The following is a 16654-nucleotide window of genomic DNA, read 5'->3' as shown; positions in this document are numbered from 1 at the left end:
CGGCCCACCGCTCAGTGGTGTGTTCTCTCCGGGAGCAGGACGGGTTTGACGACGCGGCCCGCCTCGCAGTCCCGTTCGGCCTCGTTGACAGCGGCCAGCGGGTACGTGCGGATCAACGCGTCGAAGGGGAAACGCCCGGCCCGCCACAGCCCGGTCAGCAGGGGGATCAGCAGTCCGGGGACGGCGTCCCCCTCGCAGATGTGGCGGATGGAACGGCCCCGGTCCAGCGTCCCCGGTTCGAGCGCGAGCGGGGTGTGCAGCCGTGCCACCAGGCCGAGGACGCCGGTGGGGCGCAGCGCCCGCAGCGCCTCGTTGATCAGCGGGGGCGAGGCCGTGGTGTCCAGCGCGTACCGGGTGCCGCCGTCGGTCAGCCGCCGGATCCGTTCGGGCAGCCCGGACGTGGTGGCGGGCAGCGGGGTCGCGCCGAACCGTTCGGCCAGGGCCAGCCGCCCGGGGTGCCGGTCGACGGCCACGCTCCGTACGCCCGCGGCGGTGGCCGCCATCACCGCGGCCAGGCCCACCGCTCCGGCGCCGATGACCGTGAGGGTGTCGCCGGGGCCGGCGCGGAAGGTGTTCAGTACGGCTCCTGCGCCGGTGAGGAAGCCGCAGCCGAGCGGTCCGAGCAGTTCGAGTGGGAGCGCGGGATCGACCCGGACGGCGTTGCGGGCCGGGACGAGCGCGTACTCGGCGAACGAGGACTGGCCGAACCACCGGGGGGCCAGGGCTCCCCCGGCCGCGTCGGTGAGCCGGGGCACCTCCTCCTTCCGCCCGCCGAAGAGGTTGAGGGAGGCGAAGGACTCGCAGTAGGCGGGGGCCGCGCCCCGGCAGTTGGGGCAGTGGCCGCAGGAGTCGAAGCTGAGCACGACGTGATCGCCGACGCCGATCCCGTTGTCCTGCTCCCCGCCCGTCCGCACCACGACGCCCGCGCCTTCGTGGCCCAGTACGGCGGGCAGGGGGCTGCGCCCGGCCGATCGCCGGACCGCGAGGTCGGTGCGGCACATCCCGGCGCCCGCGATCTCCACCAGGATCTCCCCGGCGGCGGGCTCCGCACCCAGCGCCACCTCCTCGACCGTGAACGGGCCCTCGTACGCGCGCAGTACGGCTGCCCGGAACCTCACCGGCCTTCCTCCGGTGCGCGGTGGACGACGAACGGCCGCAGGTTTCCGTACAGGCCCCACGCACCGCCCGCGACGCCGACGCCGCTGTTCTTGATGCCGGCGAAGGGCTGGGCGAGGGAGAGTTCGGCGTGGTGGTTGATCCAGGCCGTGCCGCATTCGAGCCGTTCGGCGACCGCCCCGGCCCGCTCGGGGTCGGTGCCCCACACGGAGCCGCCCAGGCCGAAGCCGGTGCTGTTGGCCGCGTCGATCGCCTCGTCCAGGGTCCGGTACGGCAGCACCGGCAGGACCGGACCGAACTGCTCCTCCGTCACCACGGGGCTGTCGGGCGGGACATCGGTGAGGATCGTGGGGGCGTAGAAGTAGCCCGGCCGTTCCAGCCGGTGGCCGCCGGACGCCGCTCGGGCGCCGTCCGCCAGGGCGCGCCGCACCACCTGCTCCACCCGTGCCAGTTGGGGGGCGTTGTTGACCGGCCCCAGCCGGGTGCCCGGGTCGAGTCCCGGGCCGACGGCGACGGTTCCGGCGCGCTGGGCGAGGGCTTCGACGACCTCGGCGTGCAGCCGGGCCGGAACGTACACGCGTTTGACCGCCATGCAGACCTGCCCGCAGTTGCGGAACGCGGCCCAGAACAGCCGGTCGGCGATCCGCTCCACCTCCACGTCGTCCAGCAGAACGGCCGCGTCGTTCCCGCCCAGTTCGAGGGTGACCCGGGCGAGGGAGGCCGCCGCCGCTTTCGCGACGGCCCGCCCGGTGGGCACCGAGCCGGTGAAGGTGACGTGCCGGATGCCCGGGTGGGCGACGAGGCGGGCGCCGAGCGGTTCGCGGCCGGTGACGACGGTCAGCACATCCTCGGGGAGCACGGCGGAGAGCAGGGAGCCGAGCAGCCGGGTGGAGAGCGGGGTGAACGGGGACGGTTTGAGGACCACGGTGTTGCCCGCCGCGAGCGCGGGCGCGAACTTCGCCGCCGCGAGCTGGAGCGGGAAGTTCCACGGCACGATCGCGGCCACGGGCCCCAGGGAGCGCCAGCGGATCTCGCTGGGCAGGGGCCGGTTGTCGCTGATGAGCCGGGTTCGGGGGGCGAGGTCCGCGAAGTGCCGGAGGCGGGCCACCGTACGGTCGACCTCCGCGTACGACTCGGCCAGGGGTTTGCCCTGTTCCCGGGTGAGCAGCGGGGCGAGGTCCTCGCGGGCGGTGTGGACGGCGTCGGCCGCCGCCCGCAGCGCGGTGGTGCGGGCGGCGGGGTCGGCGCGCCAGTCGTACCAGGCCCGTTGGGCCCGGCCGACCACGGAGTCCAGTTCGTCCGGCGGCTGGTCGGGGGCCTCGTCGAAGGTCTCCCCGGTGGCCGGGTCGAGCACGGCGAAGGGTGCCGCCCGGCTCCCGGTGGAGCGGGCGGCCTCGGAGATCGTCATGCCGCTGGTCAGCCCACGACGGGGGCGGCGGCCGGGGCGGTGGCCGGGGCGGTGGCGGCGTGCTCCCGGGCGTGCCGGTCCATCTCCGCCCGGAAGGCGGCCACCAGGTGCGGCTGGATCCGTCCGGCGTTGCGGTCGCCGCCCTCGCAGACCGCGCCGCGTACGCCCACGATGTCCGTGCCGATGCGGGTCAGCGGGCCGAGGTCGGCCGCCTTGACGCTGCCCGCGAGGGCGGCGAGCCGCCCAGTGGCATGCGCGAGGCGCACGAACTCGGCGCACGCGTCCTGCGGCACGTGGTCGAACAGCCGCGTCCCGTCCTTGATGGCGGTGTCCAGCATGGCCGCGTCGGCGCCGGAGCGGGCGGCGATGTCGGGTACCGCGAGCGGGTTGACGCAGCCGATCCGGTGGGCGTCGGCGTAGCCCGAGGCGACCACGAGCGCGTCCGGGTTGTGGTCCTTCACCGCCCGGACGACCGCGCGCATGACGTCGATGCCCTGCTCGGGCGTCGTACAGCCGTAGAGGCCGACCTTGATGTACGTGGCGCCGGAGACCACCGCGCCGAGGGCGGCCTGGGCCACCGTGCCGGGCTTGTAGGGAACGTCGCCCACCGTGGCGGACACCGGCTTGTGCGCGGGGACCGCGTCGCGGATCTCCCTGATGACCCACGGGAAGTTGGCCCCGAGCGAGCCCTCGTCGGGCTTCTTGACGTCGACGATGTCGAGGTGCTCCGCCGCCTTCGCGCAGTCGAGGGCTTCCTCGACGCCGTCCGGGGAGATGAGAAGCAACACCGTGGGCTCCTTCCGCCGCACGTCCGTCCGGCCCGTGGCCGGGGGTGCGGATCACCTGATTGATCTACGGGTGTGCTCATCATTGAGGCCGCTCCCGGGCGCCGGTAGAGCGTGCGGAGTTCCTCCGGGGCGCACATGACGACGCGTCGTGCGCGGCGTGCGCCGGGCGCGAAAGGCCCGGCCCATGACACCGTCGAGGTGCGGACCGGACCTGTCGCCACCCGCCGGATCAGGTGTACTGCGCCGCGAACTCCGCCGTGGGGGCGATGGGTGTGATCACGTCGATCAGGACTCCGTTGGGGTCCGGCACGATGAAGTGCCGCTGTCCGAAGTCCTCGTCGCGCAGCGGCAGCGCGGGCGTGAGCCCCTCGCGGGTGACGAGCCGTTCCCATTCCGCGTCGACGTCCGTGACCTCGAAGTTGAGCAGTAGCCCCCGGACCGGCGCGCGGTAGCCCTCGGGCAGCGTCGGGTGGGTGTGGTCCAGGAGCGCCAGTTCGTACCCGGGGGACCCGGGAGCCCCGGGACGGCGCAGGCTGAGGTACCAGTCGGCCTCGAAGGTGATCTCGAAGCCGAGCAGCCGGGTGTAGAAGTCGCGGGAGTCGGCGAGCCGTGCGGTGCCGATCACGGGATAGAAGCTGGTCAGGTTCATGGTGCGGCCCTTTCGCGTACCATCGGTATGCGAACAAGGTATTTCGCATACCGTCGGTACGTCAAATGGGGAGTGTGATGGCGCAGCAAGGGATCCGGGCCCAGCAGCGGGAACAGACCAGGGCGACGCTGGTCCGGGAGAGCCGGGCCCTGTTCGCCACCCTCGGCTACGCCGGTGTCGGGCTCGCCGAGATCGTGCGGACCGCCGGGGTGACCAAGGGCGCGCTCTACCACCACTTCTCCGGCAAGGAAGACCTCTTCCGGGTCGTCCTGGAAGAGGTGCAGCGGGAGATCGGGGAGCGGGTGGCGACGGCCGCCGACGCGTACGGGGACCCCTGGGACCAGCTCACCGCCGGCTGCCGGGAGTTCCTCACCGCGTCCACCGCCCCGGACGTGCGGCGGATCATGCTCGTGGACGGGCCCGCCGTCCTCGGCTGGAGCGCGTGGCGGGCGATGGACGCGGCGGCCTCCGCCCGGCACCTGGGCGAGGCGCTCACCACCCTGATCGAGGCGGGGGTCATCCCGGCCCAGCCCGTCACCCCGCTCGTCCACCTGCTGTCCGGTGCGATGAACGAGGCGGCCCTGTGGCTCTCCTCGCCCACCGCCGGCCCCGCCGACCTTCCTGCCGCCCAGGCCGCGCTCGACCGGCTGCTCCAGGGGCTGCGGGCCCCACGGGGCCCGGTGGGGGAGTAGCGGCGGTCAGGCCGTGGTGGCCAGGGGGGCCGCCGGGCTGATCCAGTGGGTCGCGGTGGCGTCGGCGTGCGGGGCGAGCAGTACGCGCAGTTCCGCCGCCGCCTGCTCGACGAGGGCGCCGTCACGGTCGGCGTGCAGCGTTTCCAGGAGGAACGCGACGTGCGTGGAGTCCTCGGTGACACGGGTGCGGTGGGCGTCGCGATGGTTCCAGTGGCGGGTCAGGACCCCGGCCGCATCCGCGTAGATGACCTCGCCCGCCTTGGGGGTCTCGGTGGTGTCCGGTTCGCCGAGCGGGGTGAAGACCTCGGTGCCCTCCGCGTACCGGATGACGATGTCGCCGCTGACGTGGCGCAGGTCGAAGGCCCCGGCGGGCAGGCCGTGCCGCACGGAGACGGCGTTGTAGGAGTCGACGGCCGGGTTGATGCGCGGCAGCGCGCCCTTCTTGGCCAGACGGCGGCCGAGCGCGTCCACGCTGGGGCGGACCCGGCGCGGGTTGGTGCCGAAGGCGCGGTAGGCGGTGTGCCACGCCTCGACGCGGGGGTCGGTGTCATCCGCCGGGTGCCAGGTGCCGTCGGCGAGTTGCCGTTCCAGTTCGGCGACTGCGGTCGTGGTGCCGGGCCAGGGCTCCCGGCCGCGCAGCCCGGTGGCGGTGACCACGGCGATGAGCGTGCCGGGGAAGGCCGCCGCGACGGCGGGGGAGAGGTGGAAGGCGGTCATGGGCGGAGCTCCGTTCGGTCGGGGGATGACGGGTGCGGGCGCGCGGGCGTGGCCGGCGCGGTGACGGGGGGCAGGACGTTCATCGGGCCGATGGCCGGGGTGCGGTAGGGCAGGGTGAACGCGGTGGCCGGGGTGGGTCCGGAGGCGACACCCCAGCCCGGGGCGCCGGCGCTGAACGATGCGCCGAGCACCGGCCACAGCCGCAGGGCGAGCACGGCACACCTACTCCCTTCAGTGAAACGACTGCACCGTACAACGGAACGACCGTGCAGCCAAACGACCGAATGGTACATTCCAATGGACCAGCGGCGGGCGCGGCGAGAACGGGTGAGCGATGACCGAGACCGAGGCGGCCCTGCGCACCCTCGCGCGCAACGTCAGGACGGCCCGCACCCGCGCCGGACTCTCCCTGGACGAACTCGGACGCCGCGCCCAGGTGAGCAAAGGCGCCCTGGTGGGCCTGGAAAAAGCCCAGGGCAACCCGAACTTCGCCACCCTCGTCCGGCTCGCCGACACCCTGGGCGTCTCGGTCTCCGCCCTGCTGGAGGGACCGGCCGAAGGCCGGGTCCGCGTCGTGGCCGCCGACGCCGTCGCGCCGCTGTGGACGGGGAAGGCGGGCGGCGAGGCGAGGCTCATGCTGACGACCTCGGGGCCGGCGCCGGTCGAGGTCTGGCGCTGGCGCCTGGAACCGGGCGATGAGTACCCGAGCCACCCGCACCGGGGCGGGGTGGTGGAGACCGTCAGCGTCACCTCGGGCCGGATGACGTTGATCGTCGACGGCACCGAACACGCCGTGGCGGCCGGGCAGACCGCCACCTTCGACGCCGACGCCCCGCACACCTACCGGGGCGCGGGCACCACAACCTGCCACCTGATCATGACGGTCCACCTCCCACCCGGCCCCGGCGCCCCCACTCCCACGAGGTGACACCCGGCGCTCCCGGTTCACCCGCCGGTGAGAGATGAGGCTCTACCGGGACGACCGCCCTCGCACGACGCGGCGGCCCGGCAGCCGCGCGCCCCACCGGGCGCGCGACGGGAACGCTCCTCGGGCGACCAACGCCACGCCCCTCAAGCAATCCATGGACGGAGGCGTTCGCTCAGCACGACATCATGGGGCAGCCGCTCCAACTCGTGTGCCGACACGTCCACACCCCGGCGCCTGAGGATTTCCGCCAGCCAGCCCCAGTGGTCGTCCGCCATCTGCTCCTGCGTTCTGCCGTCGAACGGCTCGTCCGGTCCGACCACCACCCGGGCCGTACTCACGATCTCCCCGGCCGAGATCCTCTCTCGCACTCCCGGAGCGCCGGAAATACCCCAGCCGCGATCGTCCAGCAACACCAGGCTGCGGCCGTCCTCCAGCGCAGCCTCAAGCCGCGCCGACACCGAGATCACCCGATCGGTCGTCGCACCCTCATCCACATCCACGTGCGTGACCAAACGCGCCACCACCGTCATGTTGCTTCCCCTCGAATCGCCAACACCACGTCTTGAGTCCGGACTTGAACCGAACACACCAGCCGGACCGGGGAACAGCCGCCCTGCCCCACCGCCTTGACCATCCGGGTGTCCCCCGCCCCGGCACCGTTCGCGAAGGACCGCTTCAGGTACGTCTCCGGCAGAGCCTGGACCCGGTCGGTGCGTCAGTCATCGCCACCGCACTGCTTCCTTGCGCGGAACCGGTTTGTCGTTTCCACGCGATAGGAATCGCCCTTGTACTCGTACGAGACGACGGCGCCCTCCATGGAGGCCGCGCCGTCGGCCTTCAGCCCCATCAGGAGATTGACCGTCTCGCGGCCCTCGACCGTCGCCTCCCCCACAACCTGCCGCATTTCCCAGTAGGCGCCGCCGTCGGAGTGATCCGTGTAATCGGTCGGGGGATAACCGTCAACCAGTCCAATCGACATTCTCGTAGGCGGGTCGGGTTCGGGCAGCAGTATCGCCTCCATTAATTCCAGGTTCTCGGGGTCGATGAGTTCCACGCCGGTTATCGTTACCGGATCGTCGGAATCATTGGTCAGCCAGTCGTGCCCGAAGGTGAAGACGGATTCTCCGACCCCCGGCCCACAGGTAGAAGAGGATTCATCTCCGGCTGACAGTGGTCCGTTGTGACCTGAGGAAGTCGAGCAGCCGCCGGCCGCGACCAGGATGGTCGCAGCCAGCACTGCCACGTGGTGACGTGATTTCACCGGGGCATCGTTTCCTTCTGAGTGGCGATTAGTGGTGAGCGCCGGCCTGGAGCGATACGCGTGTGAACTGACTGAGCCCCGCACCGTGGGTTCATCCTTCCCGATGCCTCCCGGCGCGGGAAGAAGCCCGACATCCACGGCGAGCGGTAAGTGATGGAGCGCCGGAACCGTTTCACCGCGCACGTGAGTAACCGGCAGGTGGCAGGCCCCGAACCTCTATCGGCCGAGCGGGTCGCGGGCAGACAGTGGGCGCGGAGTGTGCCGCGGCTCCAGCACGCCGCCCTGTTCCGCTGCCGCGCTCCGGAACGCTGCGACCAGAGCGCTCCCCGGATACGTGCCGAACACCGGGTACTTCCAGCGGTAGTAGCAGGACCAGTAGCTCACCACGCGCCGTTCCGTCCGGGCGAAGAACGACGGATTGCGGGAGATGAACTCCCCGTACAGCCGACGCTGGGAGGACCCTGGGACATCGAGGCCGGGGAGCCCCCGATGGATCGCCTCCAGGATCTCGACGACGTACTCACCGGCCAGCCGCACGACGAACGGCGCCACCCAGGGTTCGTCCGACTCCAGGATCCGTTCGAGATGCCGCTGACGAATTCTGCCGTCACCGTGCCGGGAGTAGAGGCAACGCAGGATCAACTGTTCCGTCCCGGAGAGGTGCCCCACCGCCCCGGCGTGTGGCTCGTCGGAGAAGATCCGGGAAGGAATGACGACCTTCTCGCCCCGCACATCAACAGGGAAGGGCTCAAGCGGTGAGAACTCGGAGACCGGCATGACGGAGAGCGCGCCGCGCACGTCTGTGGCGAGCCGGGAGGGGAACGCCGCCACCAGTGCATCGGAGTCGCGCGACACAGCCCAGGACTTCTGCACAGGCTCCAGCGTAGGCGAGCAGCTTCTCCCGCAGTCGTGCGCCGGCGGTTCCCTCGTGACGGCGATCGATTCCCCCCCGTTCGGCACCGGGCCTCTGAGCGGGGGAGATCCGTCTTGACAGCGGCGCGAGGGGCCATGTTGCATGGTCGGCGTGCCACGTGGCGCCGGCCAGAGAGCAGTGGGCAGGCCGGCAGCCGGGCGAGCACCGTAGTCGAAGGGCTTCCGCCATGAGTACTCACTCCGCGCCCCGGGTCATCTGAGCGTCCTGAGCGGCTGATTCAGCCTCGCTCCCACGCGCAGTTCTCTTCGCATCACCGTCGCGCGCTCCGACGCGCCCTCTTTCTTCATCTCACCGTGCCGCCCGCCCTGCCGTGGGCGGTTCACGGACGCATGCGTATCCCCGGGAGACACCACACCCATGTCCTTCAACCAATCCGTCATCGACGAGTTCCGCGCCAACGGTGGCAAGGTCGGCGGGCCCTTCGAGGGCGGCGATCTGCTGCTGCTGACCACCACCGGCGCCAAGTCCGGGCAGGAGCACACCACTCCGCTCGGCTACGTACGGCACGGCGACGATCTGCTGGTCGTCGGCTCCGCCGCCGGGGCCGACCGGCACCCCGCCTGGTACCACAACCTCCTCGCCCACCCCATGGTCCGGGTGGAGGTCGGCGCGGACGACTACTACGCCATCGCGGTACCCGCCGAGGGCGACCGGCGCGACCGGCTCTTCGCCGAGGTGGTCCGGGTGGCCCCCGGCTACGCCGACTACCAGCGGCAGACCTCCCGCACGCTCCCGGTCGTCGTGCTCCAGCGGAGCGGTCCGGAGGCGGGGGAGGGGCCGGCCGAGGTCGTGCATCTCGCCGACAAGCTGCTGGAGGTCCACACCTGGCTGCGGGCTCAGCTGCGGGCGGTGCGCGCCGAGGCCGACGCGTACTTCGCCGAGCGGGGGACACGTCCCGTACCCGGTCTGGGGATGCAGATCCGGCAGCACTGTCTGGCCTTCTGCGCATCGCTGGAGTTCCACCACATGAGCGAGGAACACGGCGCCTTCCCGGCGCTGGAGCGCAGCCATCCAGAACTGCGCGAGACCCTGGACCTGCTGCGGGCCGAGCATGTGACCGTCGCCCGGATCCAGTCGGAACTGCTGGACCTGCTGAACGGGATCGGCGACGCCGACCCCGCCGGGTTCCGGGGGGCGCTGGAGCGGATGACGGACGAGCTGACCGCCCACCTCGACCACGAGGAGGCCACGTTGCTGCCCGCGCTCGCCGCGGTGCCGTTCCCGCCGGTCGCCGCCGGATAGCGCGCAAGGAGCGGCGGGGTACGGTGCACCGCACCCCGCCGCTCCGGTTCCCGGTTCCCGGGGTCAGTCGTCGTCCTGGTCCTTCTCGTACTGCGTGACCTCGCCCGTCGCGACGGAGACCTTCACCTCGTGCTCGAAGCCGTCGCCGCGCAGCTCGACCTCCCAGTGCCGGCCGTCGTCGTCCAGGTCCACCTCGTTGAAGTGGGCGCCGGTGTGCTCCTCGGCGATGAGGATGGCCTCGACGATGTCGATGCCCGCGTCCGGGATCACCTGCTGGTCGTCGTCGTCATCGTCGTCGTCCAGCTTGGCCCGCAGCACCTGGGTCGCGTCCTCGTCGATGTCCACGTCGTACCAGCGGCCGTCGTCGCCGAAGATGTCCACCTCCCACACCACCGTGCCGTCGTCGCGCCGGTCGCGGTCCAGGTCGGTGACGAAGCCGGGCACCTCGGTCAGCGCCAGCGCGGTCACCTGGGTGTAGGCGGTGGACGGCGCGGCGGGGGCGTCCGCCTCCGTACGGTCCTCGTCGCGGTCGTCGCGGTCGTCGCGGTCGTCGCCGTCGTCGTCCCGCACCGCGACCTGCGACTCGCTCTGCCCCGCCGGGGCGAGGGCGGCGGCCTGCGTACCCTGATCCTTCTCCGAGGAGCCGGAGGCCAGGGCGACCCCGCCGATCGTGCCGCCCGCGATGACGGCCCCGGCGGCGGCCACGGCGATGATGGTGTTGCGCTTCATGAGGTTCTCCCCGATCCAGTGACTTCGCGGTGTCGCGTTGACGTTCCGTACTCTCGCGCACACTTGCTGAAGCGGAGCTGAAGCCACCTGAAGCCTTCTTCAGGAACGATTTGCGAAGCTGACCCCATGCGCCTGCTGATTGTGGAGGACGAGACGCGGCTCGCCCGCTCCCTCGCCCAGGGACTCAAGGCCGAGGGCTTCGCCGTCGATGTCGTGCACACCGGCACCGACGGGCTGCACCGCGCCACCGAGGGCGAGTACGACCTGATCATTCTCGACATCATGCTGCCCGGCATGAACGGCTACCGGGTCTGCGCCGCCCTGCGCGCCGCCGGCGACGAGACGCCGATCCTCATGCTGACCGCCAAGGACGGCGAGTACGACGAGGCGGAGGGCCTGGACACCGGGGCCGACGACTACCTCACCAAGCCGTTCTCCTACGTCGTCCTGGTGGCCCGGGTCCGCGCCCTGCTGCGCCGGCGCGGCTCCACCGGCGGTGCCACGCCGGCCCTGCGGGTGGGAGAGCTGGTCGTGGACCGGGTGAAGCGGCAGGTGGCCAGGGCCGGGGTGGAGGTGACGCTGACCGCGAAGGAGTTCGCCGTACTGGAGCATCTCGCCTCGCGGGCCGGCGAGGTGGTCTCCAAGGCGCAGATCCTGGAACACGGCTGGGACTTCGCCTACGACGGCGACCCCAACATCGTGGAGGTCTACATCAGCGCGCTGCGCCGCAAGCTGGGGCCCGGCCTGATCCACACCGTGCGCGGCGCCGGGTACCGGCTAGCCCCGGCGGACCACCGTGGCTAGCGTCCGGGCGAAGGCCGCCACCGGCGCCACCGCCGTGGTCGCCGTCGCGCTGATCGCCGCCGGGCTGCTGATGCTGGTGGCGCTGCGCGGGAACCTGGTCGAGCAGGTCGACCTCCAGGCCGAGGTCACCGCCCGCGACGTGGCCGGCCAGCTCGCCACCGGCACCGCGTTCGACGACCTCGACCTGGACCGCAGCCGCCCCGTACAGGTGCTGGACGCCGACGAGGACCGGCTGCTGGCGGCCAGCGAGGGCCTCCAGGCCATCAGCGGTACGGGCAGCGATCAGGTCACCGTGCGGGAGGAGCCCCCGGCCAGGCCCCCCGGCTTCGACGACGACGACGATGATGACGACGATGACGATGACGACGGGAACCGGCTGGGCCCCGGCGAGGTGGACGAGGACATCGACTACGCCGACGGCAACGCCACCGTGGACGGCGCGGCGGGCCCGTACCGTTTCGCCGTCGTGGACGTCACCACCCCCGACGGCACCGAGACCACCGTCTACGCGGGCGCCCCCGCCGAGGTGGAACAGGCGGCGCTGGACAGTGTCCGTACCTCCATGTTCGTCGGCGTCCCCGTGCTGCTGGCGGTGGTCGCCGCCATCACCTGGCTGATGACACGGCGCGCGCTGCGCCCGGTGGAGGGCATCCGCCGGGAGATGGCTGCCATCACCCACTCCACCGACCTCTCGCGCCGGGTGCCCGAGCCGTCCGCCCGGGACGAGGTGGGGCGGCTGGCCGTCACCACCAATGAGACGCTCGCCGCGCTGGAGGCGTCGGTGGAACGGCAGCGGCGGTTCGTCGCGGACGCCTCGCACGAACTGCGCAGCCCGATCGCCTCCTTGCGCACCCAGCTGGAGGTCGGCCAGGCACACCCCGATCTGCTGGATCTGGGCGGCGCGGTGCAGGACACCGTACGGCTCCAGGACCTGGCCGCCGATCTGCTGCTGCTGGCCCGGCTGGACGCGGGGGAGCAGCCGGCGGCGGGACGGCGGGTGGATCTCGCTGACCTGGCCCGGGAGGAGCTGGCGCAGCGCGCGGCGCTGCTGGCGGCGGCGGGCGTGACCGCGCGTACGGAGCTGGCCGAGGTCACGGTGGAGGGGTCGCGGGGGCAGCTGAGCCGGGTGGTCGGCAACCTCATCGACAACGCGGTGCGGCACGCGGTGGGAACGGTACGGGTGTCGCTGCGTCCCGAGGGCGGGGCCGCGGCCGTCCTGGAGGTCGCCGACGACGGCGCGGGGGTGCCGGCCGGGCAGCGGGAGCGGATCTTCGAACGGTTCGTCCGGCTCGATGACGCGCGCAGCCGGGACGCGGGGGGCGCCGGGCTGGGCCTGGCCATCGCCCGCGACGTGGCGGTGCGGCACCACGGCACGCTGACCGTGTCGGACGCCCCCGAGGGCGGCGCCCTGTTCCGGCTGACGCTGCCGGTGCCGCCGCCGTCCGCGCCGGCCGACCCGGCCGCCCCGCCGGCGGCGGGCTGAGGCGCGCGGGCCCGGCCGCGCGCCGCCGTCAGGCCCGGCCGCCGCGCTGCGCGTGCAGGTGCCGCGCGACGGGGGCGAGCGCCTCGTACAGCTCGTCCAGTGACCCCTGCGGCAGCAGATCGACGAAGTGCCGGCGCACCGATTCCACGTGGTGCGGGGCGACCGTGCGCATGGTGTTCCAGCCCTGGTCGGTCAGCACCGCGAACAGGCCGCGTTTGTCCGAGTCGCAGTGTTCCCTGCGCACCAGCTGGGCTTTTTCCATCCGGGTGATCTGGTGCGAGAGCCGGCTCTTGGACTGGAGCGTGGCCGCCGCGAGATCGCTCATCCGCATCCGGCGTTCCTCGGACTCGGACAGGTTCACGAGGATCTCGTAGTCGTTCATGGTGAGGCCGAACGGCTGGAGGTCGCGTTCCAGCTGGTACATGAGCAGCTTGCTGACGTCCAGGTGGGCGCGCCACACGCGCTGTTCCCCCTCGGTCAGCCAGCGGGTGCCGGTGTCGGAGTCCATAAGCTCGAAGAATAGCCGCGTCGCCCGACCTCGCCCCCGCCCGGAATGATCGTCAGGGCGGCTGCGAGAATTCCGTCATGGACCTCAAGACCGTCTCCGCCCTGCGACGGCTCCGGCTGGTGTCCGCCCCAGAGGCGATCTCCTTCCTGGTGCTTCTCGTGTGCTCCGTACTGAAGCGCACGACCGACTTCAACGCCGTACCCGTCATGGGCGCGGTGCACGGCTTCCTTTTCGTGGCATATCTCCTGTTCTGGGCGGATGCCTGGAACCGGGCGAAGTGGCCGATGAAGACCGCCGCCTGGTACTTCCTGATGTCGGTGATCCCGCTGGGCGGGTTCTTCGCCGAGCGCAGCCTGCGCCGGACCGAGGAGAACGCGCTGATCGCGCTGCGCGCCCGCCGCGAGGGCGTCGTCAACGCCTGACGGGCCCGATTTCGCCCGTTCGAAGGACCCCGCCCGGCGCCCCCGGTACGGCGCGTGTCAGCGCCGGGCGAGATAGCCGCGCATCGCCTTGTGGAGCGACCGGTTGACCGCACCCGGCAGCGGTCGCTCCCCCTCATCCGGCATCTCCCCCTCTCCGGGCCGGCCGGACGGCCGAGGACTGAGACGCCCCGGTGCCGGATGTGACCAGCGGGTAGGGTCTTGCTGTGCCGAAGCCGCTCAGCCTTCCGTTCGATCCCATCGCCCGCGCCGACGAACTGTGGAAGCGCCGATGGGGCGCCGCACCCGCCATGACCGCGATCACCTCGATCATGCGCGCCCAGCAGATCCTGCTCGCCGAGGTCGACGCCGTCGTCAAGCCGTACGGCCTCACCTTCGCCCGTTACGAGGCCCTCGTCCTGCTGACCTTCAGCAAGGCCGGGGAACTGCCCATGTCCAAGATCGGTGAGCGGCTGATGGTCCACCCGACCTCGGTCACCAACACCGTCGACCGGCTGGTGCGCTCGGGTCTGGTCACCAAGCGCCCCAACCCCAACGACGGACGCGGCACCCTCGCCTCGATCACCGACAAGGGGCGTGAGGTGTGCGACGCGGCGACCGAGGAGCTCATGGCGATGGACTTCGGCCTGGGCGCGTACGACGCCGAGGAGTGCGGGGAGATCTTCGCGATGCTGCGCCCGCTGCGCGTCGCCTCCGGGGACTTCGCCGCCGAGTAGCCGCACGGGGTTGGGGCCGGCACGGGTGCGGAGGGCGGGTGCGGGGCGCCCGGTATGACCCGATAGGCTGCGCCGCATGAAGCAGAGCGTGCTGACCCGCTACCGGGTCATGGCTTATGTCACCGCTGTGATGCTGCTGGTGCTGAGCACCTGCATGGTCTTCAAGTACGGATTCGGCAAGGGCGAGGACATCACCTTCGTGGTCTCCCAGGCTCACGGCCTGCTGTACATGATCTATCTGGTGTTCGCCTTCGACCTGGGGCAGAAGGCCCGCTGGCCGTTCGGGAAGCTGCTGTGGATCCTGGTGTCCGGGAGCATTCCGTTCGCCGCGTTCTTCGTGGAGCCGAAGGTGGTCGCCGAGGTCAGGCCGCTGATCGCGGTGGACGAGGACGAGGACGCGCAGGACGCGCCCACCTCGCTCAGCAAGGTCTGACCTCCCGCCCCCAGGGGAGGCGCGGCAGTCCGCGCCGGTGCCCGAGCCCCGCGCACCGGCGCACTTCGCTCGACATATACTTGGACGTCCTAGTAAATTGGCGTCATGGGTACCCACGCCGATGCCATCGCCGCCGGCCGCCGTCGCTGGCAGGACCGGTACGACGCCGCGCGCAAGCGGGACGCCGACTTCACCACCCTCTCCGGCGACCCCGTGGACCCCGTCTACGGCCCCCGTCCGGGTGACGTCTACGAGGGGTTCGAGCGGATCGGCTGGCCCGGCGAGTACCCGTACACCCGGGGCCTGCACCCCACCGGGTACCGGGGCCGCACCTGGACCATCCGGCAGTTCGCCGGCTTCGGCAACGCCGAGCAGACCAACGAGCGCTACCGCATGATCCTGGCCGCCGGCGGCGGCGGGCTCTCGGTGGCCTTCGACATGCCCACCCTCATGGGCCGCGACTCCGACGACCCGCGCTCGCTCGGCGAGGTCGGCCACTGCGGGGTGGCCATCGACTCCGCCGCCGACATGGAGATCCTCTTCCGGGACATCCCGCTCGGTGAGGTCACCACCTCCATGACCATCTCCGGTCCGGCCGTCCCGATCTTCTGCATGTACATCGTGGCCGCCGAGCGCCAGGGCGTGGACCCGGCCGTCCTCAACGGCACCCTCCAGACCGACATCTTCAAGGAGTACATCGCCCAGAAGGAGTGGCTGTTCCAGCCCGAGCCGCACCTGCGGCTGATCGGCGACCTGATGGAGCACTGCACCCGCACCATCCCCGCCTACAAGCCGCTGTCCGTCTCCGGCTACCACATCCGCGAGGCCGGGGCCACGGCGGCGCAGGAGCTGGCGTACACCCTGGCCGACGGCTTCGGCTACGTCGAACTGGGCCTCAGCCGCGGCCTGGACATCAACACCTTCTCCTCCGGGCTCTCCTTCTTCTTCGACGCCCACCTCGACTTCTTCGAGGAGATCGCCAAGTTCCGCGCCGCCCGCCGCATCTGGGCCCGCTGGATGCGCGAGGTGTACGGCGCCACCAGCGAGAAGGCGCTGTGGCTGCGCTTCCACACCCAGACCGCCGGGGTCTCCCTCACCGCCCAGCAGCCGTACAACAACGTCGTGCGCACCGCCGTCGAGGCGCTCTCCGCCGTCCTGGGCGGCACCAACTCGCTGCACACCAACGCCCTGGACGAGACCCTCGCGCTGCCCAGCGAGCGCGCCGCCGAGATCGCGCTGCGCACCCAGCAGGTCCTCATGGAGGAGACCGGCATCACCAACGTCGCCGACCCGCTGGGCGGCTCCTGGTACGTGGAGCAGCTCACCGACCGGATCGAGGCGGACGCCGAGAAGATCTTCGAGCAGATCAGGGAGCTGGGCGCCGGGCGCGCCGAGCACCCCATCGGGCCGATGACCTCGGGGCTGCTGCGCGGCATCGAGGACGGCTGGTTCACCGGGCACATCGCGGAGGCGGCGTTCCAGTACCAGCGCGCCCTGGAGAAGAACGACAAACGGATCGTCGGCGTCAACTGCCACACCGGATCGGTCACCGGCGAGCTGGAGATCCTGCGGGTCAGCCACGAGGTGGAGCACGAGCAGGTACGGGTGCTGGGCGCCCGCCGCGCCGCCCGGGACGACGCCGCGGTCCGCGCGGCCCTGGCGGAGCTGGTGCGGGTGGCGCGCACCGAGGACAACATGATCGAGCCCATGCTGAACGCCGTGCGCGCCGAGGCCACGCTGGGGGAGATCTGCGGCGTGCTCAAGGACGAGTGGGGCATCTACACCGAGCCGCCCGGCTTCTGAGGC

The 16654-nt window shown here is 71.7% G+C and carries 19 protein-coding genes and 1 pseudogene; 9 read left to right on the top strand and 11 right to left on the bottom strand.

Annotated features, from left to right (window positions below; genetic code table 11):
* Nucleotides 1–11 precede the first annotated feature (11 nt).
* The 4 genes from H7827_RS07015 to H7827_RS07000 form a co-directional block, all read right to left on the bottom strand.
* Complete coding sequence (locus tag H7827_RS07015; RefSeq protein WP_432743492.1) at nucleotides 12–1118, bottom strand: NAD(P)-dependent alcohol dehydrogenase; 1107 nt, start codon at nucleotides 1116–1118, stop codon at nucleotides 12–14.
* Nucleotides 1115–2524: an aldehyde dehydrogenase family protein gene (locus H7827_RS07010; protein ID WP_432743490.1), complete on the bottom strand. Its 1410-nt coding sequence runs from the start codon at nucleotides 2522–2524 to the stop codon at nucleotides 1115–1117. The genes H7827_RS07015 and H7827_RS07010 overlap by 4 nt, the downstream gene beginning before the upstream one ends.
* 8 nt (nucleotides 2525–2532) lie before the next feature.
* Nucleotides 2533–3312, bottom strand: a complete 780-nt coding sequence (locus tag H7827_RS07005; RefSeq protein WP_432743488.1) for a (5-formylfuran-3-yl)methyl phosphate synthase — start codon at nucleotides 3310–3312, stop codon at nucleotides 2533–2535.
* A 229-nt stretch (nucleotides 3313–3541) separates the two neighbouring features.
* Nucleotides 3542–3961: a VOC family protein gene (locus tag H7827_RS07000; RefSeq protein ID WP_262833911.1), complete on the bottom strand. Its 420-nt coding sequence runs from the start codon at nucleotides 3959–3961 to the stop codon at nucleotides 3542–3544.
* Between the two features lie 77 nt (nucleotides 3962–4038).
* On the opposite strand from H7827_RS07000, the gene H7827_RS06995 reads away from it, so the two are divergent.
* Nucleotides 4039–4653, top strand: a complete 615-nt coding sequence (locus H7827_RS06995; protein WP_030733663.1) for a TetR/AcrR family transcriptional regulator — start codon at nucleotides 4039–4041, stop codon at nucleotides 4651–4653.
* Nucleotides 4654–4659: 6 nt separating this feature from the next.
* Here H7827_RS06995 and H7827_RS06990 read toward each other — a convergent pair whose 3' ends face one another.
* Entirely contained in the window at nucleotides 4660–5370 is a 711-nt protein-coding gene (locus H7827_RS06990; protein ID WP_432743486.1) for a B3/B4 domain-containing protein, read from the bottom strand.
* Between the two features lie 35 nt (nucleotides 5371–5405).
* Nucleotides 5406–5576 (bottom strand): annotated as a pseudogene (locus H7827_RS06985) (EamA family transporter); the annotation flags it as partial.
* 128 nt (nucleotides 5577–5704) lie between these two features.
* On the opposite strand from H7827_RS06985, the gene H7827_RS06980 reads away from it, so the two are divergent.
* Complete coding sequence (locus tag H7827_RS06980) at nucleotides 5705–6298, top strand: helix-turn-helix domain-containing protein (RefSeq protein WP_432743484.1); 594 nt, start codon at nucleotides 5705–5707, stop codon at nucleotides 6296–6298.
* Between the two features lie 143 nt (nucleotides 6299–6441).
* Here the strand turns inward: H7827_RS06980 and H7827_RS06975 are convergent, their stop codons facing one another.
* The 3 genes from H7827_RS06975 to H7827_RS06965 all read right to left on the bottom strand — a co-directional run bounded on the left by H7827_RS06975 (nucleotide 6442) and on the right by H7827_RS06965 (nucleotide 8432).
* On the bottom strand, nucleotides 6442–6828 hold the full coding sequence (locus H7827_RS06975) for a hypothetical protein (RefSeq protein WP_432743482.1): 387 nt from the start codon (nucleotides 6826–6828) through the stop codon (nucleotides 6442–6444).
* A gap of 185 nt (nucleotides 6829–7013) precedes the next feature.
* Nucleotides 7014–7559: a hypothetical protein gene (locus tag H7827_RS06970; RefSeq protein WP_432743480.1), complete on the bottom strand. Its 546-nt coding sequence runs from the start codon at nucleotides 7557–7559 to the stop codon at nucleotides 7014–7016.
* 216 nt (nucleotides 7560–7775) lie between these two features.
* Complete coding sequence (locus H7827_RS06965) at nucleotides 7776–8432, bottom strand: hypothetical protein (protein ID WP_432743478.1); 657 nt, start codon at nucleotides 8430–8432, stop codon at nucleotides 7776–7778.
* 418 nt (nucleotides 8433–8850) lie between these two features.
* On the opposite strand from H7827_RS06965, the gene H7827_RS06960 reads away from it, so the two are divergent.
* Nucleotides 8851–9735 (top strand): nitroreductase/quinone reductase family protein, encoded by an 885-nt coding sequence (locus H7827_RS06960; protein ID WP_432743476.1) that lies wholly within the window; start codon nucleotides 8851–8853, stop codon nucleotides 9733–9735.
* Nucleotides 9736–9798: 63 nt separating this feature from the next.
* On the opposite strand, the gene H7827_RS06955 is transcribed toward H7827_RS06960, so the two are convergent.
* Complete coding sequence (locus H7827_RS06955) at nucleotides 9799–10464, bottom strand: PepSY domain-containing protein (RefSeq protein WP_432743474.1); 666 nt, start codon at nucleotides 10462–10464, stop codon at nucleotides 9799–9801.
* A gap of 126 nt (nucleotides 10465–10590) precedes the next feature.
* Here H7827_RS06955 and H7827_RS06950 point away from each other — a divergent pair, with 126 nt between their 5' ends.
* Nucleotides 10591–11268 carry a response regulator transcription factor gene (locus H7827_RS06950; protein WP_432743472.1) on the top strand — a complete coding sequence of 226 codons (678 nt, stop codon included), beginning with the start codon at nucleotides 10591–10593 and terminating at the stop codon, nucleotides 11266–11268.
* Nucleotides 11261–12751 carry an ATP-binding protein gene (locus tag H7827_RS06945; protein ID WP_432743470.1) on the top strand — a complete coding sequence of 497 codons (1491 nt, stop codon included), beginning with the start codon at nucleotides 11261–11263 and terminating at the stop codon, nucleotides 12749–12751. The genes H7827_RS06950 and H7827_RS06945 overlap by 8 nt, the downstream gene beginning before the upstream one ends.
* Nucleotides 12752–12779: 28 nt before the next feature.
* Here the strand turns inward: H7827_RS06945 and H7827_RS06940 are convergent, their stop codons facing one another.
* Nucleotides 12780–13259, bottom strand: coding sequence for a MarR family winged helix-turn-helix transcriptional regulator (locus tag H7827_RS06940; protein ID WP_386534498.1), 480 nt, complete (start codon nucleotides 13257–13259; stop codon nucleotides 12780–12782).
* Nucleotides 13260–13336: 77 nt separating this feature from the next.
* On the opposite strand from H7827_RS06940, the gene H7827_RS06935 reads away from it, so the two are divergent.
* From H7827_RS06935 to H7827_RS06920, 4 genes are all read left to right on the top strand, one after another.
* Nucleotides 13337–13681, top strand: coding sequence for a DUF3817 domain-containing protein (locus H7827_RS06935; protein ID WP_432743468.1), 345 nt, complete (start codon nucleotides 13337–13339; stop codon nucleotides 13679–13681).
* Between the two features lie 224 nt (nucleotides 13682–13905).
* The gene (locus tag H7827_RS06930; RefSeq protein ID WP_262833921.1) at nucleotides 13906–14415 is read left to right on the top strand and encodes a MarR family winged helix-turn-helix transcriptional regulator; all 510 of its coding nucleotides are present in this window, start codon (nucleotides 13906–13908) and stop codon (nucleotides 14413–14415) included.
* Between the two features lie 76 nt (nucleotides 14416–14491).
* The gene (locus H7827_RS06925; protein WP_432743465.1) at nucleotides 14492–14848 is read left to right on the top strand and encodes a DUF3817 domain-containing protein; all 357 of its coding nucleotides are present in this window, start codon (nucleotides 14492–14494) and stop codon (nucleotides 14846–14848) included.
* Nucleotides 14849–14953: 105 nt separating this feature from the next.
* Nucleotides 14954–16651: an acyl-CoA mutase large subunit family protein gene (locus H7827_RS06920; RefSeq protein ID WP_030733678.1), complete on the top strand. Its 1698-nt coding sequence runs from the start codon at nucleotides 14954–14956 to the stop codon at nucleotides 16649–16651.
* Nucleotides 16652–16654 lie beyond the last annotated feature (3 nt).

It is taken from the genome of Streptomyces sp. JH002 (assembly GCF_050916115.1).
GTDB lineage: Bacteria > Actinomycetota > Actinomycetes > Streptomycetales > Streptomycetaceae > Streptomyces > Streptomyces xiamenensis.
This window is presented reverse-complemented; position numbering and strand designations above follow the sequence as displayed.

Coding starts and splice junctions, on each gene's coding strand:
- H7827_RS06940 (WP_386534498.1), bottom strand. CDS start 13,259: ATGGACTCCGACACCGGCACCCGCTGGCTGACCGAGGGGGAACAGCGC.
- H7827_RS06975 (WP_432743482.1), bottom strand. CDS start 6,828: ATGACGGTGGTGGCGCGTTTGGTCACGCACGTGGATGTGGATGAGGGT.
- H7827_RS06960 (WP_432743476.1), top strand. CDS start 8,851: ATGTCCTTCAACCAATCCGTCATCGACGAGTTCCGCGCCAACGGTGGC.
- H7827_RS06950 (WP_432743472.1), top strand. CDS start 10,591: ATGCGCCTGCTGATTGTGGAGGACGAGACGCGGCTCGCCCGCTCCCTC.
- H7827_RS07000 (WP_262833911.1), bottom strand. CDS start 3,961: ATGAACCTGACCAGCTTCTATCCCGTGATCGGCACCGCACGGCTCGCC.
- H7827_RS06990 (WP_432743486.1), bottom strand. CDS start 5,370: ATGACCGCCTTCCACCTCTCCCCCGCCGTCGCGGCGGCCTTCCCCGGC.
- H7827_RS06920 (WP_030733678.1), top strand. CDS start 14,954: ATGGGTACCCACGCCGATGCCATCGCCGCCGGCCGCCGTCGCTGGCAG.
- H7827_RS06980 (WP_432743484.1), top strand. CDS start 5,705: ATGACCGAGACCGAGGCGGCCCTGCGCACCCTCGCGCGCAACGTCAGG.
- H7827_RS06935 (WP_432743468.1), top strand. CDS start 13,337: ATGGACCTCAAGACCGTCTCCGCCCTGCGACGGCTCCGGCTGGTGTCC.
- H7827_RS07010 (WP_432743490.1), bottom strand. CDS start 2,524: ATGACGATCTCCGAGGCCGCCCGCTCCACCGGGAGCCGGGCGGCACCC.
- H7827_RS06995 (WP_030733663.1), top strand. CDS start 4,039: ATGGCGCAGCAAGGGATCCGGGCCCAGCAGCGGGAACAGACCAGGGCG.
- H7827_RS06925 (WP_432743465.1), top strand. CDS start 14,492: ATGAAGCAGAGCGTGCTGACCCGCTACCGGGTCATGGCTTATGTCACC.
- H7827_RS06955 (WP_432743474.1), bottom strand. CDS start 10,464: ATGAAGCGCAACACCATCATCGCCGTGGCCGCCGCCGGGGCCGTCATC.